Origin of the sequence: Bradyrhizobium aeschynomenes, from assembly GCF_013178945.1 — a bacterium.
GTDB classification, from domain to species: domain Bacteria; phylum Pseudomonadota; class Alphaproteobacteria; order Rhizobiales; family Xanthobacteraceae; genus Bradyrhizobium; species Bradyrhizobium aeschynomenes.
Window position 1 is genome coordinate 779,486 of record NZ_JABFDM010000001.1, and the last position, 21,950, is coordinate 801,435.

At 66.7% G+C, this 21,950-nt stretch carries 18 protein-coding genes; 9 read left to right on the plus strand and 9 right to left on the minus strand.

Annotated features, from left to right (window positions below):
* Positions 1-383: 383 nt before the first annotated feature.
* Positions 384-731 carry a DUF1236 domain-containing protein gene (locus HL666_RS03495; protein WP_172110799.1) on the minus strand — a complete coding sequence of 116 codons (348 nt, stop codon included), beginning with the start codon at positions 729-731 and terminating at the stop codon, positions 384-386.
* Between the two features lie 270 nt (positions 732-1,001).
* Here HL666_RS03495 and HL666_RS03500 point away from each other — a divergent pair, with 270 nt between their 5' ends.
* The 3 genes from HL666_RS03500 to HL666_RS03510 all read left to right on the plus strand — a co-directional run bounded on the left by HL666_RS03500 (position 1,002) and on the right by HL666_RS03510 (position 6,306).
* Positions 1,002-1,160, plus strand: coding sequence for a DUF3096 domain-containing protein (locus tag HL666_RS03500; RefSeq protein WP_172110798.1), 159 nt, complete (start codon positions 1,002-1,004; stop codon positions 1,158-1,160).
* A gap of 104 nt (positions 1,161-1,264) precedes the next feature.
* Complete coding sequence (gene ppdK, locus HL666_RS03505) at positions 1,265-4,237, plus strand: pyruvate, phosphate dikinase (RefSeq protein ID WP_172110797.1); 2,973 nt, start codon at positions 1,265-1,267, stop codon at positions 4,235-4,237.
* Positions 4,238-4,821: 584 nt separating this feature from the next.
* Positions 4,822-6,306, plus strand: coding sequence for a cell wall hydrolase (locus HL666_RS03510; RefSeq protein ID WP_172110796.1), 1,485 nt, complete (start codon positions 4,822-4,824; stop codon positions 6,304-6,306).
* Between the two features lie 5 nt (positions 6,307-6,311).
* Here HL666_RS03510 and HL666_RS03515 read toward each other — a convergent pair whose 3' ends face one another.
* Positions 6,312-7,910, minus strand: coding sequence for an L-aspartate oxidase (locus HL666_RS03515; protein WP_172179900.1), 1,599 nt, complete (start codon positions 7,908-7,910; stop codon positions 6,312-6,314).
* Between the two features lie 358 nt (positions 7,911-8,268).
* Between HL666_RS03515 and HL666_RS03520 the strand changes: the two genes are divergently transcribed.
* The 5 genes from HL666_RS03520 to HL666_RS03540 all read left to right on the plus strand — a co-directional run bounded on the left by HL666_RS03520 (position 8,269) and on the right by HL666_RS03540 (position 14,144).
* Positions 8,269-9,516, plus strand: a complete 1,248-nt coding sequence (locus HL666_RS03520) for an MFS transporter (protein ID WP_172133382.1) — start codon at positions 8,269-8,271, stop codon at positions 9,514-9,516.
* A gap of 64 nt (positions 9,517-9,580) precedes the next feature.
* Positions 9,581-10,567: an acrylyl-CoA reductase (NADPH) gene (acuI, locus tag HL666_RS03525; RefSeq protein ID WP_172179901.1), complete on the plus strand. Its 987-nt coding sequence runs from the start codon at positions 9,581-9,583 to the stop codon at positions 10,565-10,567.
* 114 nt (positions 10,568-10,681) lie between these two features.
* The gene (locus tag HL666_RS03530) at positions 10,682-11,320 is read left to right on the plus strand and encodes a hypothetical protein (RefSeq protein WP_172179902.1); all 639 of its coding nucleotides are present in this window, start codon (positions 10,682-10,684) and stop codon (positions 11,318-11,320) included.
* 179 nt (positions 11,321-11,499) lie between these two features.
* Entirely contained in the window at positions 11,500-11,733 is a 234-nt protein-coding gene (locus tag HL666_RS03535) for a DUF6894 family protein (RefSeq protein ID WP_172111271.1), read from the plus strand.
* A 722-nt stretch (positions 11,734-12,455) separates the two neighbouring features.
* The gene (locus HL666_RS03540) at positions 12,456-14,144 is read left to right on the plus strand and encodes a methyl-accepting chemotaxis protein (RefSeq protein WP_172110791.1); all 1,689 of its coding nucleotides are present in this window, start codon (positions 12,456-12,458) and stop codon (positions 14,142-14,144) included.
* Positions 14,145-14,147: 3 nt separating this feature from the next.
* Here HL666_RS03540 and HL666_RS03545 read toward each other — a convergent pair whose 3' ends face one another.
* The 7 genes from HL666_RS03545 to ygfZ form a co-directional block, all read right to left on the minus strand.
* Entirely contained in the window at positions 14,148-16,829 is a 2,682-nt protein-coding gene (locus HL666_RS03545) for a DUF2339 domain-containing protein (protein WP_172179903.1), read from the minus strand.
* A gap of 209 nt (positions 16,830-17,038) precedes the next feature.
* Positions 17,039-17,545, minus strand: coding sequence for a tyrosine phosphatase family protein (locus tag HL666_RS03550; RefSeq protein WP_172179904.1), 507 nt, complete (start codon positions 17,543-17,545; stop codon positions 17,039-17,041).
* 154 nt (positions 17,546-17,699) lie between these two features.
* The gene (locus HL666_RS03555; RefSeq protein WP_172179905.1) at positions 17,700-17,948 is read right to left on the minus strand and encodes a hypothetical protein; all 249 of its coding nucleotides are present in this window, start codon (positions 17,946-17,948) and stop codon (positions 17,700-17,702) included.
* Positions 17,945-18,184, minus strand: a complete 240-nt coding sequence (locus HL666_RS03560) for a hypothetical protein (RefSeq protein ID WP_172110787.1) — start codon at positions 18,182-18,184, stop codon at positions 17,945-17,947. Before HL666_RS03560 ends, HL666_RS03555 begins: the two co-directional genes overlap by 4 nt.
* A gap of 4 nt (positions 18,185-18,188) precedes the next feature.
* Positions 18,189-18,803, minus strand: a complete 615-nt coding sequence (locus tag HL666_RS03565; protein ID WP_172179906.1) for a YfbR-like 5'-deoxynucleotidase — start codon at positions 18,801-18,803, stop codon at positions 18,189-18,191.
* The gene (locus tag HL666_RS03570; protein ID WP_172110785.1) at positions 18,800-19,429 is read right to left on the minus strand and encodes a DNA-3-methyladenine glycosylase I; all 630 of its coding nucleotides are present in this window, start codon (positions 19,427-19,429) and stop codon (positions 18,800-18,802) included. Before HL666_RS03570 ends, HL666_RS03565 begins: the two co-directional genes overlap by 4 nt.
* Positions 19,430-19,439: 10 nt before the next feature.
* On the minus strand, positions 19,440-20,324 hold the full coding sequence (ygfZ, locus tag HL666_RS03575) for a CAF17-like 4Fe-4S cluster assembly/insertion protein YgfZ (protein WP_172179907.1): 885 nt from the start codon (positions 20,322-20,324) through the stop codon (positions 19,440-19,442).
* Positions 20,325-20,522: 198 nt separating this feature from the next.
* On the opposite strand from ygfZ, the gene HL666_RS03580 reads away from it, so the two are divergent.
* A complete protein-coding gene (locus tag HL666_RS03580) occupies positions 20,523-21,857 on the plus strand; it encodes a dihydroorotase (RefSeq protein ID WP_172179908.1) in 1,335 nt (444 codons plus the stop codon).
* The last annotated feature ends 93 nt before the right edge of the window (positions 21,858-21,950 follow it).

The following is a 21,950-nucleotide window of genomic DNA, read 5'->3' on the forward strand; positions in this document are numbered from 1 at the left end:
TCGAGTCGCTGGCGCTCGCGATCACGCGGTGACTCAAACTCCGTTGTGATGCCCGCGCAGGCGGGCATCCAGTACGCCGCGGCTTATCGGTGGACTCACAATCGCCTCGGCGTACTGGATCGCCCGGTCAAGGCTGGGCGATGACAGCTGTGGTGATGGTGACCAGGCTCGCCACACGCGTCATTGCGAGGCGCTCTTGCGCCGAAGCAATCCAGGGGCCGCAAAGGCAGATTCTCCGCGCAATCCCTGGATCGCTGCGCTCGCGATGACGGCGGCGAGACACGGTGCGCAAAAAAGTAAGCCCCGCCCGGCGGGGGGAACCGGGCAGGGCCTTTACATCTGGCCGCTTGCGGGGGCGTTGGCGACCAAATGCGTCTGGATAACTACTCAACCACCTGAATGATCCGCCGCGATCTCGGTTCGACCAGAACAGTTTCGCCGTTCACCACCGTGTAGCGATAAGGTGTCGCACCGAAGCGCTCGGGAACGTCGTAGTATGTAACACCCGACTCGGGCAGGACGGTCCCAACAATGACGCGATCCGGGATCACATAGTTGGGAACACGCTCGCGCACGACGTATTCGCGGAATTCAGGGCGACGTTCCAACCTGATCACGGGAGCGTCCTCCTCCACCACGACGCTGCGTCCCACGGTGGTGGACTGCGCCTGCGCTGCCGCCGGGATCACGAGTGCGGCCACGAGGGCTGCAAGGGTGATTTGCGTTCGCATGGACGAAACTCCTTGGCTGTTGATCCGCTGAGGCTGTTGATCCGCTGAGCGGGACCGGCGTGCGCCGGCATCCGCCTTCCAATGCAACGACCGGTGCATCGTTCCGTGCCGGGCCTCGCGCAACCGGCGGCATTTTTGCGGCAGATCCTCAGGTTAGGGAACCGGAACCCGGGCCGTGCGTCTCCTATTCCGCCACGATGACGCAGGATAAGGTCTGGCCTCGTCGAATCGCCCCGGCTTCCGGTCCTTCAATCCTTTTCGAGTTTGCCGATGACCCTCACTGCGACCCACATCGCGCCGATCGTCTCCCTCATCGCGGGTGTCCTGATCCTCATCATGCCGCGCCTGTTGAATCTGATCATCGCGATCTTCCTGATCGTGAACGGCCTGCTTGGCCTCGGCGTGCTCAGGTGGTTCCACCTGCACTAGCCCGGCCTAGTCCCAAGGTCGGGAACCTCTGTGCTTGCGCCGCAGCGCCCAAAGTGGTGTAAGGCGCGCGATTTCTCCTCCCCATTTGCGGATCGAACCATCTCATGGCCAAAGCGGTAGCGAAGTCTAAGAAAGTCGCAGCGAAATCAAAGCCTTCCAAGCCGGGCAAGGCCAAGGCCGCTCCGCTCGCCCCGCCGCGCAAGGCGCTGAAGACGGCTGCGAAGCCCGCTGCCAAGATCCCCGCCAAGACCGCCGCGAAGGCAGCGCCAAAACCGGTCGCCAAGCCGCCAGTGAAAACCGCTCCGAAGAAGCCGGCCAAGGCGGCCGCCAAGCCGGTTGCGAAGCCGGCCGCGAGAACGTCGAAGCCTGCGGCCAAGAGCGCGGTCACCGCGATCAAGCCGAACAAGTGGGTCTATACCTTCGGTGACGGCAAGGCCGAGGGCAAAGCCGGCCTGCGCGACCTGCTCGGCGGCAAGGGCGCCAACCTCGCGGAGATGGCCAATCTCGGCCTTCCCGTCCCTCCGGGCTTCACCATCCCGACTTCGGTCTGCACCTACTTCTACGCCAACGACAAGACTTACCCGAAGGAGCTGCAGTCGCAGGTCGACAAGGCGCTCGACTACATCGGCAAGCTCACCGGCAAGAAGTTTGGCGATCCGGAAAACCCGCTCCTGGTCTCCGTGCGCTCCGGCGCCCGCGCCTCGATGCCGGGCATGATGGACACCGTGCTCAACCTCGGCCTCAACGACCAGACCGTCGAGGCGCTGGCCTCGTTGTCCGGCGACCGCCGCTTCGCCTTCGACAGCTATCGCCGCTTCATCACGATGTACTCCGATGTCGTGCTCGGCTTCGAGCACCATCATTTCGAGGACATCCTCGACAGCTTCAAGGACACCCAGGGCTATCAGCTCGACACCGATCTCTCGTCGGAAGACTGGGAGATGCTGGTCGGCAAGTACAAGGACGCCGTCGCACACGAGACCGGCAAGGACTTCCCACAGGATCCGCACGACCAGCTGTGGGGTGCGATCGGCGCGGTGTTCTCATCCTGGATGAACGCGCGCGCGGTGACCTATCGCAAGCTGCACGACATTCCGGAATCCTGGGGCACCGCCGTCAACGTGCAGGCCATGGTGTTCGGCAACATGGGTGACACCTCGGCCACCGGCGTCGCCTTCACCCGCAATCCCTCGACCGGCGAGAGCAAGCTGTACGGCGAGTTCCTGATCAACGCGCAAGGAGAGGACGTCGTCGCCGGCATCCGCACCCCGCAGGACATCACCGAGGACGCGCGCGTCGAGTCCGGCTCCGACAAGCCGTCGATGGAAGTCGCGATGCCCGACGCCTTCAACGAGCTGACGCGGATCTACACGCTGCTCGAGAAGCACTACCGTGACATGCAGGACATGGAGTTCACGGTCGAGCGCGGCAAGCTGTGGATGCTGCAGACCCGCAGTGGCAAGCGCACCGCCAAGGCGGCGCTGCGCATCGCCGTCGAGCTCGCCAATGAGGGCCTGATCTCCGAGAACGACGCCGTGCTGCGCGTCGATCCGGCCTCGCTCGATCAGCTGCTGCATCCGACCATCGATCCCTCGGCGCAGCGCGACGTCGTCGCCACCGGCCTGCCGGCCTCGCCGGGCGCGGCCTCGGGCGAGATCGTCTTCTCCTCGGACGAAGCCACCAAGCTGCAGGCCGACGGCCGCAAGGTCATCCTGGTCCGCATCGAGACCTCGCCGGAGGACATCCACGGCATGCATGCTGCCGAGGGCATCCTGACCACGCGCGGCGGCATGACCTCGCACGCCGCCGTCGTCGCGCGCGGCATGGGCAAGCCCTGCGTCTCCGGCTGTGGCACCATCCGCGTCGACTACGGTCGTGGCACGATGAGCATCGGCGGGCGCACCTTCAAGACCGGCGACGTCATCACCATCGACGGCTCCGTCGGCCAGGTGCTGGCGGGGCGCATGCCGATGATCGAGCCGGAGCTGTCCGGCGAGTTCGGCACCCTGATGGGCTGGGCAGACGCCGTGCGCGAGACTGGCGTGCGCGTCAATGCCGACACGCCGGAGGATGCGCGCACCGCCATCAAGTTCGGCGCCGAGGGCATCGGCCTGTGCCGCACCGAGCACATGTTCTTTGAGGAGACCCGCATCCGCACGGTGCGCGAGATGATCCTGTCGGAAGACGAGCAGGAGCGCCGTGCCGCGCTCGCCAAGCTGCTGCCGATGCAGCGCGCCGACTTCGTCGAGCTGTTCGAGATCATGAAGGGCCTTCCCGTCACGATCCGTCTGCTCGATCCGCCGCTGCACGAGTTCCTGCCGCACACCCAGGCCGAGGTCGAGGAAGTCGCGCGCGCGATGAACACCGATCCGCGGCGCCTGGCCGACCGCGCGCGTGAGCTCTCCGAGTTCAACCCGATGCTCGGCTTCCGCGGCTGCCGTCTCGCGATCGCCTATCCGGAGATCGCCGAGATGCAGGCGCGCGCGATCTTCGAGGCCGCGGTCGAGGCCGAGAAGCGCACCGGCGAGGCCGTCGGCCTCGAGGTGATGGTGCCGCTGATCGCCACCAAGGCCGAGTTTGACCTCGTCAAGGCGCGCATCGACGCGATGGCCCAGGCGGTGATCCGCGAGACCGGCGCCAAGCTGGAGTACCAGGTCGGCACCATGATCGAGCTGCCGCGCGCGGTCCTGATGGCCGGCCAGATCGCGGAGGCTGCCGAGTTCTTCTCGTTCGGCACCAACGATCTGACGCAGACGACGTACGGCATCAGCCGCGACGACGCCGGCAGCTTCCTCGGCGCCTACGTCGCCAAGGGCATTCTCGAGATCGATCCCTTCATCTCGATCGACCGCGAGGGTGTCGGCGAGCTGGTCAAGATCGGCGTCGAGCGCGGCCGCGCCACGCGGCCCAACCTCAAGGTCGGCATCTGCGGCGAGCATGGCGGCGATCCCGCGTCCGTCGCGTTCTGCCACAAGGTCGGCATGAACTACGTCTCGTGCTCGCCCTACCGCGTGCCGATCGCCCGTCTGGCTGCCGCCCAGTCCGCGCTGGGCAAGGAGATCGCCAGCCAGGCGTGATGCGGTTGCGAACGATTTGAACTGATGAAGGCCGGCACATGTTGCCGGCCTTTTTCGTTTGGCGGATCGCAGCCCGTCGATCTGGCGCACGTGAGTTGATCGAGCGGCGTGCTTCTTGCCCCTACCGCCGTCATTCCGGGGCATTCGCGCGCAAAATGGCGCAGCCATTTTGAAGCAGCGCGAATGAGCCCGGAATCCATAGCCACAGTGGGTTGTTTGTCGAAGACAAGCGCCATGCGCATCTCGTCTCCTCATGTCCAGTGATGGCTATGGATTCCGGGCTCGCGCTTCGCGCGCCCCGGAATGACCTGAGGAGAGAGCGCAAAGTTCCGCTTCATTCACGCAGGCACGGGATTTCATTCACCGCGTTCGTTGACCGAATGTTCACCACTCTCGTCACGCCGCTGTTTACCACGCACATTGATCGCACGACGTCGCACAACCTCGCCGCTTGCATGTTTCGAAGATGCAACGCGGATTAACTCCTCGGCAACCTAAACCCGATACGAACATGACGGATCGAATTGCACGGAAGCACTGTCGTTCGGTCGAGTGAGTAGCGTAGCGTTGCGTTGAGCGTATCGATGTTAGTTCTGCGTCCCGGTCCGAAGGGCGCGCGTATTGCGTCCTTCGGACTCGGTCTCTGCGTCTTCGCTCTGATGCCGACAGAGACCGGGTATCAAGACATCGCTTCACGGCTCGCCCGCCAGCCGGGCGTTGCCGAGCGCTGGCAGAAGCGTGTGTCCGCCGCTGCGGCCTCCGTCCAGCTCGCCACGTACAGTTTCGGCCGTCCGATCGGAACCTCCACGCCGCAGGGCGTAGGCATCCGTCTGGCCAGCCTTGGCGGCCGCGACCTCGACATCACAGGCAGCACGACACCGCGCAATCCGGCACTGCAGGTGCCGCCACGCTACCAGGCTTCCGATTTTCCAAAGGTCGACCGCACGCTGAAGGGTGATCGGCTCGTGGTGCGTCCGTCGGCGCCGCCCCCGCCGTCGACCGAGGCGGCCGAGCCGGTCGAAGCGGCGCCGAGCGAGCCCGCGCCGGCCACGCCCGCTCAGCCCGATTCGAATTCCTCGGTGTTCGGTGCCAAGACCACGGAAGCGCCGGCCCTCGTGCCGGTCGCGCCGCGCGCGGCCCTCGATCCCGAGCTGCAGGAGGCGCTGAGCGCGCCGCCACTCGCGCAATATGGATCATCGAAGCCGGACGCGCGTCCTTCCGGCGAGCTCAAGCCCGCAACGGAGCCGTTGCAAGCGGAGAGCGACGCGACGTCTGACGGCCTGACGATCAAGACCGCGAATCTCTATTTCGGCACGGCGTCCCTCGGCGGGGCGGCCGGCACGATGGAAACCTGGCAGCCCGGCGAGGCGCCGCTGATCGTCATGCCTGACCCGGACCTCAAGCCGATGGCGGTGCTGTCGCAGCCCTCCGACGACGGTGCCAAGACGGGTGACGGCGGTGAGAGCATCGCGCCCAAGGGCGAGGTGAACGCCGACAATCAGCATGCGCGGACCCCGGCGGAGCGCTTGGGGCTGTCCGACCAGAAGTCGCGCTTCAAGTCCGAGAAGTGTCTGGCGGAAGCGATCTATTTCGAGGCGCGCGGCGAGGCCGTGCGCGGCCAGATGGCGGTGGCGCAGGTGGTGCTGAACCGGGCGTTCTCCGGCTATTATCCGACCACGGTCTGCGGCGTCGTCTACCAGAACAAGTATCGCCATTTCGCCTGCCAGTTCACTTTTGCCTGCGACAACAATGCCGACGTGATCCGCGAGCCCGAAATGTGGGACCGCGCCAAGAAGATCGCGGCGGCGATGCTCGATGGGCTGATCTGGCTGCCTGAAGTGGGCAAGTCGACGCACTATCACGCGTATTGGGTGCGGCCGTCCTGGGTCGCCGAGATGAAGCGGATGTACAAGTTCGGTGTCCACACCTTCTACCGGCCCAAGCGCTGGGGCGACGGCAGCGAGGCGCCGAGCTGGGGCACGCCGCAGCAGACCGCGGCCATCTCGGCCGAGCTCACCGAGGCCGCCAAGAGCGAAGCCGAGATCAATCCGAACTGGACGCGGCGGTAGGCCTGCTACGCGCTGAGCGACCGCGGCAGCCGCGTCGTCGGCCGGGCGGCGAGCTCGTCGGCGATGGCGCGCGCGGCCGAGAGCGTCGTCATGGTCCGCTGCGCAAAACTGGGATTCTCGGCCGGGCAATCCGCGCGGCAGTGCGCGCCGCGGCTCTCGCGCCGGCTCCAGGCGGCGGTTGCGATCAGCAGCGCTGCGCCGGCCATGTTGCGCAACGCCGGGTCGGCGCTGTCGCGCTCGAGCCTGGCGATCACGGCAATGGCCTCAGCGAGTCCGTCCTCGTCGCGGATTACGCCGACGCGGCTGGTCATGATCTCGCGCAGCGTTCTCTCGGTCAGCGAGGGATCCGCACCAGCGGGCTCGGCGAACGCGATGTTGCGCAAGGCCGCAGGGCTCGCCAGCGTCCGACCGGAGATGTCCTCGGCGATCCGGTTGGCAAACACCAGCGCGGCGAGCAGTGCGTTGCCGGCAATGTGGTTGGCGCCGTCGGTGGCTGTGGCGGCCACTTCGCCGGCCGCCCACAATCCCTCCAGCGAGGTGCGGCCCCGGCTGTCGATCGCGAGGCCGCCCATGTGGAAATGCGCCGCCGGCGCCACGGGGATGGGCTGCCGGGTCGGATCGAGCCCGGCGGCGACGCAGGCCTTGTGCAGCATCGGGTAGCGCTCGGCGACGTCGTCATCGAGCACGTCGCGGGCGTCGAGGAAGGCGCCGCGTCCGGCAGACAGCTCGGCCATGATGCCGCGGCTGACCGTGTCACGCGGGGCAAGATCCACCAGCGGATGTCGCGGCAGCATGAAGCGCTGGCCGCGCCGGTTGATCAGGGTCGCGCCGGCGCCGCGTAGGCTCTCGCTGACGACCGGCGCCGGATCGTGGCCCGTCATCATCGCGGTCGGATGGAACTGGACGAATTCCGGGTCGGCGATGATGGCGCCGGCGCGCGCGGCGATCGCAAGGCCGATGCCGTTGGAATGATCCGGGTTGCTGGTCGCGGCGAACAGATGACCGACGCCGCCGGTGGCGAGCACGACCGCAGGCGCGGCCATCAGCACCGGCGCGGCTGCGCTGTCGCCGGCCTTGCGCAGCTGCAGGCCGCGCACCGCGCCATCCTCGGTCAGCAGCGCGTCTGCAACGTGCCGCTCGATCAGGCGGATCGTGGGCGTTGCGCGAACCGCTGCGACGAGAGCCGCGACGATCGCCTGTCCGGTGAAATCGCCGCGGACGCTCAGGATGCGTCGTGTGGTGTGCGCAGCTGCGCGGGACGTCGCAAGCTCGCCCTTGTGGTCACGATCGAATCCGACGCCGAGACGCAGCAGATCCTCGATCCTCGCCGCTGCGTCGTGCGCAAGCGCGTGGGCCGCGCTTTCATCGACGAGACCGCCGCCTGCGGCGATCATGTCGGCAGCATGGCTGTCGGGACTGTCGCCGGATGAAACCGCGGCCGCAATGTCGGCCTGCATCGTCGCGCCGAACGCCCCTTCGCCGAGGAGTGTCGCGGAAATCAAGGTGACTGGTCGTGGTGCAAGCTTCAGTGCGCAGAACAGGCCTGCAACGCCTGCGCCCACGATCACGACATGGTCGGAGGCTTCGATCTGGTCGTGGTCCATGTGCTGTCCAAATTCCACATTCGGTGCGCATGTGTATCAAGCTACCAGTTAGTTCTTCTTCAGAGACATTCGTCGCTGTTTATCGGTGTTTGGCGACAAATAGCGGCCGTTCTGAATGTCGCTCTCGCGCAAGATGAATTGCTCTCGTCACTCGCGCGTCGCGATGCCTCGGCGCGAGGACAGATATGGCATGCATGAGTTTCATTGATGGAACTCGCCTCGCATGACGCCCGCTCATGATGCGAAGCGACCTCGAATTTTTTCATGGCTGAGTTCCGCTTTTGAGCTTGGGGGATGAATGCAAATGCATTAATCCGTGACGAGCGGCCGGACGACGCGGCGCATCAGGAGGACACCCATGTCGAATCAGGCAGCCGATCTCGGCACGGCCGCCCGTGCGCAAGGATGGCGCACGCCGCTCATCATCATCATTTGCGGCTGCGCGATCGCTCTCCTGAGCTTCGGTCCGCGCTCCAGCCTTGGCTTCTTCGTGCAGCCGATGAGTCGCGAATTCGCCTGGGGCCGCGACGTGTTCGCGCTGGCCGTCGCCGTGCAGAACCTGCTGTGGGGCCTCGGCCAGCCGCTCGCGGGCGCGATTGCCGATCGCTTCGGCGTCATGCGCGTGATCTGCGTCGGCGCGCTGCTCTATGCCGGCGGCCTGCTGATGATGCGCTACGCCACGACGCCGCTGTCGCTCAACGTCGGTGCCGGCGTGCTGGTCGGCTTCGGCCTGTCCGGCTGCTCGTTCAATCTCATCCTGTCGGCCTTCAGCAAGCTGCTGCCGCCCGAGCGGCGCGGTGTCGCGCTCGGCGCTGGGACTGCGGCCGGCTCGCTCGGCCAGTTCCTGTTCGCGCCGTTCGGGGTGGCGCTGATCGACCAGTTCGGCTGGCAGAGCGCGTTGATGGTGTTCGCGACGCTGATGCTGTTCATCGTGCCGCTGTCGCTTGCGGTCGCGACGCCACCGGCCGCCGAGGCCAAGCCGTCGGAGGCCGAGCAGCAGTCGTTTACGACGGCACTGATGGAGGCGTTCGGCCATCGCTCCTACGTGCTGCTGGTGCTCGGCTTCTTCACCTGCGGCTTCCAGCTCGCCTTCATCACCGTGCATCTGCCGGCGTTCCTGGTCGATCGCGGTCTGTCCGCGCAGACCGGTGGCTGGGTGATCGCGGCGATCGGCCTGTTCAACATCATCGGCTCGCTCAGCGTCGGCTGGCTGCAGAGCCGGCTGCCGAAGCGCTACATCCTGTCCTTCATCTATTTCACCCGCGCGCTGGCGACGCTGGCCTTCATCTCGTTCCCCGTCACACCGACCAGTGCGATCGCGTTCGGTGCCGTGTCGGGGCTGGCATGGCTGTCCACCGTTCCGCCGACCTCGTCGCTGGTCGCGATCATGTTCGGTACCCGCTGGCTCGCCACGCTCTATGGCTTTGCCTTCGTCAGCCATCAGGTGGGCGGCTTCCTCGGCGTGTGGCTTGGCGGCCTGGTGTTCGAGCGCTATGGCTCCTACACGCCGATCTGGTGGCTCTCGATCCTGTTCGGCGTGCTGTCGGCGCTGATCAACCTGCCGATCGTCGAGAAGCCGGTGGCGCGCGCCGTTCCCGCGACCTGAGTTGCGCGGCCGATCCGATCGGCTAAACATGGCGTGAGACGAAGAAAGCGCAGGGAGTGCGGCTGTGGGAATGTTCAAGGCGATCCGGATCGACAAGGCGGACAAGGGGACGACCGCGACGCTGACGCAGTTCGACGAGGCCGAGCTGATGGACGGCGACGTCACCGTGAAGGTCGAGTGGTCGGACCTGAACTACAAAGATGGGCTGGCGCTGACCGGCAAGGCGCCGGTGGTCCGCCGCTTCCCGATGATCGCCGGTATCGATTTCGCCGGCACGGTCGAGCAGTCGAGCCATCCCAGCTGGAAGCCGGGCGACGCCGTGATCTGCACCGGCTGGGGCATGGGCGAGACCCATCTCGGCGCCTATGCCGAAACGGCCCGCGTCAAGGGGGACTGGCTGGTCGGCCTGCCGCAGGGTCTGTCGGCCCGGGACGCGATGGCGATCGGTACCGCCGGCTTCACCGCGATGCTGGCGATCCTGGCCCTGGAGAAGCACGGGCTGACGCCAGGCAGCGGGCCGGTGGTGGTGACGGGGGCTGCGGGCGGCGTTGGGTCGGTGGCGACGGCGGTGCTCGCCAAGCTCGGCTACCACGTGATCGCATCGACGGGACGCCTGGCCGAGGCCGACTATCTGAAGTCGCTCGGCGCCGCCGAGATCATCGATCGCAACGAGCTCTCGGCGCCGGCCAAGCCCCTCGCCAAGGAGCGCTGGGCAGGCGGCATCGACAGCGTCGGCTCCAACACTCTCGCCAACCTGCTGGCGATGACGAAATATGGCGGCGCGATCGCCGCATGCGGCCTTGCTGCCGGCATGGATTTGCCATCCTCGGTGGCGCCGTTCATTCTGCGCGGCGTGTGCCTTCTGGGCATCGATTCCGTGATGTGCCCGCTGCCCGCCCGCAAGGCGGCCTGGGACCGTCTGGCCACCGATTTGGATCGTTCAAAACTGTCTGAAATCACTCACGAAATTGCGTTGGATCAAGTCGCTTCGCTGGGCCCGCAGATCCTTGCCGGCCAAGTCCGCGGCCGTACGGTGGTAAGAATATCCTGAGGATCTTCAGACTTTTCAAACCATGCTGCTCCATTGTTGCCATGGTTGGTATGGTAAGCATGGGGTAAAGATACCGCCTTACCCGCTGCGTGGGGTCAAGTGGGAGTTGAGAGCATGCTCGCGCGTTTATTGCTGGGGACCGTGACCGCCGGCGCCATGGTTGCTCCCGCGATCGCGGGATCCATGACCGCCGACGAGGCGCGCAAATTCGTGGCCGGAAAGGTGTTTGCGTTCACCTGCGTCGACGGCACCCGCGGCGCGGGTCGGATCCTCGACGACATGGGCGCAGCCGGCGCGGTGCAGTTTTCGGGCTCCGGCCCTGTTCGTCATATCCGTCTGCCCGGCAACACGCTGCAGATTCGCGGCCAGAACGTCTGTGCCTCCATCAAGGGCATGCCGTTCGAGCCCTGCTTCAATCTCGACAAGAAGGACGACCGCAGCTTCCGTGGCTCGGTCTCGGGTCTCGGCGCATTCGCTTATTGCGACTTCCAGCACCAGGGCGGCGCCACCATGCTGATGGCCCGCGCCGTGGCGCGGCCGCGCCCCGCGCGCGCTGCTGCTCCCGTGGATACGTCGCACACCGAGGTCGCGGCCCGCGTCGAGACACCGCGCGTCGAGCGCAGCAAGGTGGAACCCGTGAAAGCGGAAGCCGCGAAGGAAGCGGCAAAGGCCGACCACAGCCGCTCGGACACCGCCAAGTCCGAGAGCACGAAGGCTGACGCCGCGCCCGAGTTGCGGCGGTCGACCGATTAGTTGTTAGTTCACCCATCATTGAAAAATGCGGCCCGATTAACATACAGCAACATTTCAGATGGTGACCGCACGTTAGTGGTCATTGCGCCGTAGTCGTACGGACGCTCAAATTCATGCCTCGGTAGCGACTCGCGCTGCAGTTTGCGACCAGGGGGGTGGCCCAATCGAAAGGGTCGGTAATGTCGCTCTACTTCTTCCGTATCAGCCAGGGCCGCTATTCAGGCGCTGCTGATCAGCCTTATGAATTCGCCAATCGGGAATCCGCCTGGAACGAACTGACGGCCGTCTGCTCGGACCTGATCGGCGGGATCTCGAAGACTCTGCAACAGGGCGCAGAGTGGCAGATGGAACTGCTGGACGAAGCCAAGCAGCCGGTGTTCCGCATCCGCCTAGTGTCCGAATCCGTCAGCTGAGCCTGGATCATCGGGGGATGATCCGAGCCGCTGAGTGCCGGAGCCGCGGCTTTGCTGCGGCTTGAGGCGGCGGCACCCTCCGACCTCTTCTCGCCGCTGCAGTCTGCGTCACGCGGCGTTGGAGCGGCAAGCATCTGCCGCCAAGCCATTCTCCACATGGTCGTTGCCGTCGCGACGCCCTGGGGAAGGTTGCTCGCAAGACATCGTCCTGCGTCTCCCCTTGGCAGCGCCATCGATCCCTGTCCCAATGCGCTGCCCCTGCTTTCCCGCCGCCTTCGTCCGGACCGTCGGCGGCCTGCTGCGTATTCGCCGTCGCTGCGACGATGCCAGTTCAGGTTGTGGCATTAACCTCCTTCTAACTTGCGTCTTGACATACCAGGGGTTGAAACAGCCGGCGGCGCGATAGCCCAAGGTGTCACTCGCCGTGATCCCGTGCCATGCCCCGCGAACGCCGGTCCGATGCAAGCCGGTTTCAGGACACCGTGCGATCGCGACGGTGGGCATTTTACATGGTTTGTCGGTAGTCTTACGGGTTCCCTGTTAACTTCCGATAAGCCTGTTTCCCGCCCAATGGCACCGTCGGAACCAAGTGAGACGTCCGAGAATTCGGAGGTCTCCCGTTTCTCCGACCTCGACGCCGCGCAGCGTAGCGCAGAACTGGATATTCAGATCGTCTGTGACGCTGAAGAGAGTGGCGAACCGCGCAGCCAGCTGGGGTCATCGTGTCCAAAATGTCGATTCGTAAGAAGATCATCTCGGTCATCGCGTTCATGCTCATCGCCATGTGCGGGCTTGGCGCGGTCGCCGTCACCAGCATGCAGTCGATCAATGCCAATACGGTCGACATCGCTCACAACTGGCTTCCCAGCGTGCGGGCGATCGGTGAGCTGCGTGCCAACATCAATCTGCTGCGCATTGCGCTGCGCGCCCATGTGATGGCGGAGACCGCTGAAGCCAAGCAGGCCGGCGAGAAGCGAGTGAACGGCATCCTCGACACCATCCTCAAGGATCGCAAGGCCTATGAGCCGATGATCAACTCGGCCGAGGAACGAACCATCTACACCAACTGGGTGCAGGCCTGGGACAAGTACGTCGTCGCCGTCAAGCAGGTCATGGAGGAGTCGAACAAGAGCGTCGGCCGGATGCCGCGTGAGGCCAGCGAGCTGCTCGAGAAGTCGGCCGCTGCGATCGCGCGTGACGCCGACAAGTACTTCATCCAGGACATCGAGTTCAACAACAAGGGCGCCGAAAACGCGACGCGCCAGGCGGCCGAGAGCTTCTCGCGTGCGATCTGGCTCGTCGTGTCGATCATCGCCGCGGCCGTCATCGGCGGCATCGCGGTCGGCTTCTATCTGGTGCAGAACGTCTCGTCCGGCATCGCCTCGATCATCAAGCCGATGCAGGAGCTCGCCAGCGGCGATCTCAGCGCGGAGGTCACGCATCGCGGCGAGGCGACCGAGATCGGCGCCATGGCCGACACGCTGCAGGTGTTCAAGGAAGCGCTGATCGCCAAGAAGGACGCCGATGAGCGTGCCGCTGCCGATGCCGAAGCCAAGATCGAGCGCGGCCGCCGCGTCGACAACATCACCCGCCAGTTCGAGGCGACGATCGGCGAGATCGTGCAGACCGTGTCGTCGGCCTCGACCGAGCTCGAGCACTCTGCCGGCGCGCTGTCCTCGACCGCAACCCGTTCACAGGAAATCTCGACCGCAGTCGCAGCCGCCTCGGAGGAAGCCTCGACCAACGTGCAGTCGGTTGCGTCCGCGACGGAGGAACTGTCGTCCTCGATCACCGAGATCAGCCGCCAGGTGCAGGAATCGGCCCGCATGGCCACCGAGGCCGTGGACCAGGCGCGCATGACCAACGATCGCGTCAGCGAGCTGAGCAAGGCCGCGGCGCGCATCGGCGACGTCGTCGAGTTGATCAACACGATTGCGGGCCAGACCAATCTCCTGGCGCTGAACGCGACCATCGAGGCCGCGCGCGCCGGCGAAGCGGGCCGCGGCTTCGCAGTCGTTGCTTCGGAAGTGAAGGCGCTCGCCGAGCAGACCGCCAAGGCGACCGACGAGATCGGCCAGCAGGTCTCGGGCATCCAGGCGGCCACGCAGGAATCCGTCGGCGCCATCCGCGCGATCTCCACGACCATCGAAAAGCTGTCGGAGATCTCATCGGCGATTGCCGCTGCGGTGGAAGAGCAGGGCGCGGCGACCCAGGAGATCTCGCGCAACGTCCAGCAGGCCTCGCAGGGCACGCAGCAGGTGTCGTCGAACGTCGTCGACGTGCAGCGCGGTGCGACCGAAACCGGCACGGCGTCCTCGCACGTTCTCGACGCCGCCAAGTCGCTGGCGTCCGACAGCGACCGGCTCAAGCGCGAGGTCGCCTCGTTCCTGCAGTCGGTCAGGGCCGCCTGATCCTCACGCCGCCGGCTGAGCCGGCGGCGCCTGCTGCTGCCGCCGGAACAGAACCTTCTGGTACAGCCAGCCGATCGCGACCAGGACGAGACCGAGGCCGATGAAGGACAGCGCGCGCCAGACGCCGGTCAGCGCCGACATGTCGACCAGGAAGGCCTTCAGGATCGTCAGCGCGATCACGATCGCGGAAGCGAGACGGGCGCGCTGCGACGACACGACGACGCCGATGCCGAGCAGCACGACGCCGAAGGCGAGCCATGCGATGGAGTAGGTGTACTGCTCGGCCGCGCTGGTGACGCCGCTCATCACGTTCGGGCCGTGATAGATCCGGCGGATCTCCAGGCTGACATAGGACAGCGCCAGGATCAGCGCGCCGGCCGCCAGCGTGTTGCCATAGGCGGCCGGACGGCGGCCTGCGACCGCGTAGGACAACAGCAGCATCAGCACCGCCGGGAAGGCGTAGGCCAGGATCAGGATGTTGAGCAGGCCGCCCTTGATCGCGACGTCCGAGATCATCGGATTCTCGAACAGCAGCAGCCCGAGCACGGTGGCGCCGCCGGCAAAGCCGGTCAGGATCACGGCGCTGACGTCGTGCACGATGCTGCCGCTGCGCATGCGCAGCCGCTCCAGGCCGATGGCGAGTGCCAGCGCGACGCAGACGTCGAGACCGATCTCGGCGAGCGACGGCACCGCCAGCATGTCGCCGTCATTGACGGCGTGGCGGATCTCGAGGAACGCGAGCAGCGCCGTGAACAGGATCGCGGCGGCCTCGACCGCGCGCAACGGCGCGTCGTCGCCATGGCGGCGCATCAGATAGCTTGCGCCCCAGAACGACGCCGCCGGCACGCCATAGCCCCACAGCAGCCAGTTGAAGATCGGCGTGGTGCCGACATCGGCGCCGACGATGCGCGGGTCGTAGCCGATGCGCAGCACCACCAATCCGGCGAAGATGGCCGCCAAGCTCCGCAGGAACGGGATCGGCCGGGTCTCGAAGATCCAGGCGGTGCCGAGCGACATCAGCGCCAGCGCGATCGTCAGCCAGCCCTTCTCCAGCGCGAAGGTCAGCGCCAGCGCCAGCGCGGCCAGCGTTCCGGTCGCGAACAGCGCGACCGCCGCGGAGAGCCCCGGCCGTTCCTCGCGTCGGGTCAGCGCCTCGGTGGCGACGGCAAACGCAGCCGCCAGGATCACCGCGAGGATCGCGAACGGGATCGAGCGGTCGAGATGAGCGATGCGCGCATAGAGCGCGACCAGCAACGCGATCGGTGCGAATACGCCGGCCGCCGACCACACCACCGGCACGGCCGCATTCTCCGAGCGTCCCTGCGCCAGGAAGCCGGCGCCGCCGAAGCCGAGCGCGAAGATCGCCGCCGTCACCAGATGCGACGTGACCGATGCGCCGAGCGGATTGGGTCCCATGCCGGGCAGCGCGCCGCCGGGCAGCACCAGCAGGTCCGGATTGTCACGCAGCGCCCATTCGGCGAACACCAGGAAGACGGTACCCGCCGCCGCCGCGACCGCGCCGGTTGCGCTCGGCGCGCGCCAGGCGACCGCGAGCGTGGCGGCGACCAGCATCGTGAAGCCGATCAGCGCCAGCCCGTCGTGGAAGCTCGCCAGCACGACCAGCATCGCGCCGAGCAGATAGACGGCAAGCCCCACCGACGAGATCGGCTCGACCTCGTCAGTCTCGGCCGCAGGTCCGAACAGGAAGCCGCAGACGACGATCAGCGCGGTCAGGATGAAGCTGATGGTGACGTGGAAGACGTGCGGCGCGACCGTCTCGACGCCCGCGTCGAGCCCGGGCAGGGTCCACAGGAACGACAGCCCGATCGTGGTCATCGCCAGCCAGCGCCACAGCCGCACGCGCGCGAGCGCGAAGGCGGCAGCGGTAACGATGGCGAGATAGATGTAGAGCGCCCAGTAGTTCGGTTGGCCGGTCGAGACCAGCACCGGCGTGGTGAAGGCGGCGACGAGGCCGAGCCCGGCCAGTGCCGGGCCGTGCAGCAGCGCGGCAGCCAGCGTGCCCAGCGCGACGACGCCGAGCAGCACGAAGGCGATGGCGGGCGGCAGGAACTCATACAGCGCGTAGGCCGCGTAGATCGTCGCGAAGGCGACGGCGGTGCCGGCCGCGGTGAGGATCGCCGGAATGTTGGCGATCGGCAGTGCCGATATCTGCGAGATGCTCTCCTTGCGCCGCGTCCATTCGCCTGCCGCCAGCAGCGCGGCGGCGAACAGCGCGCCGAGCGCGACGCGGACCTCGGGCCCGACGAGGCCGGCCTCGATCGAGTAGCGAACCATGAAGAAGCCGCCGAGCGCGAGCGTCAGTCCGCCGATCCACACCACCCAGCGGGTGCCGATGGTCTCCTCGAAGCCGGCCGCGGGCTGCGGCAATGGCGGCGGGACGAAAGGCGGCGGCTGATCGGCCGCCGCGTCGGCCGTGAGCGCCGCCGGCTGCAGGGCGGGCTCGGTGACCTCCGGCAGAGGCGGCGGCATCGGCGGGGCTGCGGCGGGCTCCTGGAGCGGGCTGAGCGGCGGTGCGGCCACGGGCGCAACGACCATCGGGGGGGCCGCCTCGAGCTTGGCCAGCCGGGCCTGCACCTCGGCCAAGCGGTCGGAGGTCCGGCGCGCGAAGGCGAGCGCCGCGAACGCGACCAGGAGTGCAATCCAGTCTAGTGGCCAATCGAACATCACGCCTGGGAGTCCTCGAGATCGATGGCGCCCGCCGGCGTCATGGGAAGGGAGCAGGGGCCAAGCCGGCCCCGAGCGGTGGCGCAGCGAATCGGATGACGGCACCCGCGTGCCGTCACGATGGCTGCAGTTCCTTGAGTGTCAAACGGCGGAGCGGAAGTTCAAGGGGCGCCGGTATGTTGCTACGCGGCGCGCCGGATTCGGCCGGCTCACTCCAGATCGATCCGGAAAGGCTGGCTGTCGACCATCATCGCGCCGGGCCCGATCGCGTCCAGCGCGCGCACCATGCGGCCCTGCCGGCCCAGCGCGCGGTCGGCAAGGCTGACGATCAGGCGGTTGGGCGAGGCGATCGGAGAGGCCTGGCGGATGGCCCAGGCGATGTCGAGCTCGTCGCGATGCGGGTTGAGCGCGCAGGCGGCCGCAAACGCGCTCGCCGTGGAGCGGCTGATGCCGGCATAGCAGTGGATCACCAGCGGCGCCGCGCGGTCCCAGCCGCGCACGAACTCCAGCACCTGGGTGACGTGGTCGTCGCTCGGCGCCATGAAGCCGGGGAGCTGCTCGGTGATGTCGTCGACCGAGACCCGCAAATGGTTCTCGGGCCGGATGTTCTCGGGCCGCTGCACCTGCTCGACATTGGCCATGATGGTCAGCACGTGGCTGGCACCGGTCAGGCGCACGGTGTCGGGCAAAGCGGCGAGTGAGCAGACGTGGATCATGATGAGCCTTTGACGCCCGATTATACGAACGGCGGCACAAGGGCAAAAGCGCGTTTTGGATGTCTGCTGTGGGGCCGGCGCATGTGTCCGTCCTGGCGCACACCTCCGTCCCGGCGCACACCTGCGCTCCGGCGCTCGTCTGCGCCGGCAGCGCTCAGCGCGTGTTCTTGAGCTGCCGCAGCTCCTGGCGGACCAGGTGCGCCTTGCCCTCGATCTCGGCGTTGAGCCGCTCGATGTGGTCCACCAGGCCGTCGCGAATGCCCTCGCGCCGCGATGGCGACGGATGGACTGGTTGCTTGGCCGCAGCCTCCGCCCACGGGCGTCGCAGGAGGAGTGCGTAGACCCCCACCATCGCGGCGACCACCAGCGGCATGCTCAGCGCATAGATCTGGCCCATCGTCATCGGAGCCCTCCAAGGACCCATTGTCCCACCAAATGTAGGAGCAAACCGGCCATGAAGCAAATCGGGGCCGACACGTAGATCAGCGTCGGATCGGTGTTTTGCGGCAGGAAGCCATAGATTTCCTGTCCGATGGGCACGAACGCGCCGACCGAAACGATCGCGGTCGCCAGTGTGTTGGCCCAGTTGGCCAACAACTTCAACCGCTCGTTCTGGCGTTCCTCCGGCGTCAGCGGCATGGCCTCAGGACCCCAGCACCAGGTTGAAGCGGGTCAGGAACCGCTTTTCCGCCTTGGCCGCGCTCCACGGCGTCAGATACTCCGTCACGGTGGCCTCGGGCAGGCCGGGGTCGCGGCCGAACAGCTTCTTCGCCTCGCTCTCGGAGAAGCCCGCGAGCCGGGTCGCCTCCAGATAGGCGGAGCCGCGGTCGGCCGCCTTGATCTGGCGCTCGATCTCGGGGGCAATCTCCGCCGGCAGGCCGAAGCGGATGTGGATGGCGCTCAGCAGCCGCTTCTCGACGCTCTTGTAGCTGCCGCCGAGCACCGCCTTGAACGGCGAGATCATGTCGCCGATGACGTATTCCGGCGCGTCGTGCAGCAGCGCCGCCAGCCGCAGCTTCGCATCGATGTTGGGTTTTCGCGCGCGCATCACCGTCTCCACCAGCAGCGTGTGCTGCGCGACCGAGAAGATGTGCGCGCCCGACGTCTGGCCGTTCCAGCGCGCCACGCGCGCCAGTCCATGGGCGATGTCGGCGATCTCGACGTCGAGCGGCGAGGGATCGATGAGGTTGAGCCGTCGGCCGGACAGCATGCGCTGCCAGACGCGGTCGTGCCCGCTCGGGGACTTCTCTGTTGTCATCTGGAAGGTTTGAGGCGCGGGGCGCGGCGCTGGCCGCTGCAGGTCTCGTGGCAGAAGCAGGTGACGAGATGGTCGTTGACCATCCCGGTCGCCTGCATGAAGGCATAGACGATGGTGGGGCCGACGAACTTGAAGCCGCGCGAAGCGAGCTCCTTGGATATCTTGATCGACAGCGGCGTCGAGGCGGGCACGCTCGCGGTGGTCTTGAAGGCATTGACCTTGGGCTTGCCGTCCATGAAGTCCCACAGCAGCTTCGAAAAGCCGTCGCTCTCCTCCTGGATCTTCAGCCAGGATTTCGCGCTCAGGATGGTGCCTTCGATCTTGGCGCGGTTGCGGACGATGCCGGCATCGTTCATCAGCGCGTGGATCTTCTTGTCGCCATAGCGCGCGATCTTCTCCGGCTGGAAATCATCGAAGGCGCGGCGGAAATTGTCGCGCTTGCGCAGGATCGTGATCCACGACAGCCCGGCCTGGAAGCCGTCGAGGATCAGCTTCTCGTAGAGAGCGCGATCGTCGTACTCCGGCACGCCCCACTCGGTGTCGTGATAGGCGACATAGAGCGGATCGCTGCCCGGCCAGGGGCAGCGCGTCAGACCATCGGGATGGACGACTGCGGCGCGGCTCATGTTGACCCGGTCAGGCGACCGTCTGCTTCGGCGCGCCCTGCAGCGCGTCGGGGTCGGCGATGCGCACGGTGAGGCCGCCGGAGGTCAGCGGCGTTCCCGCCGCCATCGCCTCGGCGGCGCGGTCGATCCGTAGCAGCGCCATGCCCTTCTGCCGTGCGGCCGAGCCCATGGTGCCCACGCTCTTGTCCCCGGCCGTGATCGGCGTGCCCGGCTCGGGGCTCGGCCCGTCGAGCAGGACCTGCGCGGTGCGCGTGCGCGTTGTGCCGCGATGATGCATGCGGCTCACGACTTCCTGGCCGACATAGCACCCCTTGCCGATATCGACGCCGTGCAGCCGGTCCATGTTGGTCTCGTGCGGGAAGGCGTCGCCATACATGAAGTCGAGCCCGCCGCGCGGCACGCTGCAGTCGATGCGATGCGCCTCATAGGCATCGGAACCGACGATCTCGGCACCGAGCCCTGCGGCAATGTCCTGAAGCGCTCCCTGTGACGCAATGACGCGCGCGCCGAGGCTCTCGTGACGCGGATCGGTGAAGCTCGGCTCCGGCGTGGCGCCAATGGCGCCATCCCAGACCGCGATCACGCCGACCTGGTCGGAGAGATTGCTGACCGAGACCTTGGCGCGGAGCTTGTAGACGTTGAGCTTGTCGGCGAGCGCCTGCGCCAGCGCGCGCGGACAGTCGAGCAGGAAACGCTCGCCCTCGGCCGGCGACGACACCTGCGTCACCAGGAAATCGACGATGATCTTGCCTTGCGGCGTCAGCAGCGCGCCGAACCGGGCGTCGCCGGGTTGGAGCTTGCTGACGTCGGTGGTGAAAAGCCCGTTGAGGAACTTGCGTGCATCGTCGCCGCTGACCTGGACCACGCCCCGGTCGTCGAGAAACGTCGCTTTCATTCGAAAAACCTCTTGCGACAGGCCGCACTGAAACGTAAGCCGCCCTGGCATAAACCACAAGGCTGAAACGCCCCCGCGCGGTGGCTTCATTCTAAAGATTGAGAGGCGCGCGCCTTGAGAGGCCAGCAAATGGGCAGGCGCGCAGCATGATCGATCTGTCTTGGGGTTGTCAGGAGAATGAAATCCTATGAGGGGTTCATGAGCCAGCGGTTCGACGTCATTCTGAAATCCGGCACTGTGGTCAATCAGGACGGCGAAGGCGTCCGCGACATCGGCATTTCAGATGGACGCATCGTGGAGATCGGCGATCTCGGCGCCGCCTCGGCTGCCGACATCATCGACTGCAAGGGCCTGCACGTGCTGCCCGGCGTGATCGACACCCAGGTGCATTTCCGCGAGCCTGGTTTGACCCACAAGGAGGATCTCGAAACCGGCTCGCGCAGCGCCGTGATGGGCGGCGTCACCGCCGTGTTCGAGATGCCCAACACCAATCCGCTGACGGTCACCGAGGAGGCGTTCACCGCCAAGGTCGCAGCCGGGCGCCATCGCATGCATTGCGACTTCGCCTTCTTCATCGGCGGCACCCGCGAGAATGTCGAGCAGCTGCCGGTGCTGGAGCGCGCCGAGGGCTGCGCCGGCGTCAAGGTGTTCGTCGGCTCCTCCACCGGCTCACTGCTGGTCGAGGACGACGACAGCCTTCGCCGCATCTTCCAGGTGATCCGCCGCCGCGCCGCGTTCCACGCCGAGGACGAGTATCGCCTCAACGAGCGCAAGGACCTGCGCGTCGAGAACGACCCGCGCTCGCACCCGGTGTGGCGCGACGAGGAGGCGGCGCTGCGCGCCACCCAGCGTCTCGTCAACCTCGCGCACGAGACCGGCAAGCGCATCCACGTGCTGCACATCTCGACCAAGGAAGAGATCGTCTACCTGCGCGACCACAAGGACGTCGCGACCGTCGAAGCGACGCCGCATCATCTCACGCTCGCGGCGCCGGAGTGCTACGAGCGGCTCGGCACCTACGCGCAGATGAATCCGCCGGTGCGCTCCGCCGACCATCGCGACGTGATCTGGTGGGGCGTCCACCAGGGCATCGTCGACATCCTCGGCTCGGACCACGCCCCGCACACCGCCGAGGAGAAGGCCAAGACCTATCCGGCGTCGCCCTCCGGCATGACCGGCGTGCAGACCCTGGTGCCGATCATGCTCGATCACGTCAACGCCGGCCGGCTGTCGCTGCAACGGTTCGTCGACCTCACCAGCGCCGGCCCCGCGCGCATCTACAACATCGCCCGGAAGGGCCGCATCGCCGCCGGCTACGACGCCGACCTGACGATCGTCGACCTCAAGCGCAGCGAGACCATCACCAACGAATGGATTGCCTCCAAAGCCGGATGGACGCCCTATGACGGCGTGCGCGTCACCGGCTGGCCGGTCGGCACCTTCGTGCGCGGCCAGCGCGTGATGTGGCAGGGCGAGCTGCTGACGCCGGCGACGGGCGAGCCGGTGCGCTTCATGGAAACGCTGCGAGCGTAACAGCGACGCTGTTCGCACGCGACCGCCCCGCGGACGGTTGCCTTGCCCGCCTTGCGGACTGCGTTTATCGCTCGCAAGGATGCGGAGCGCCTA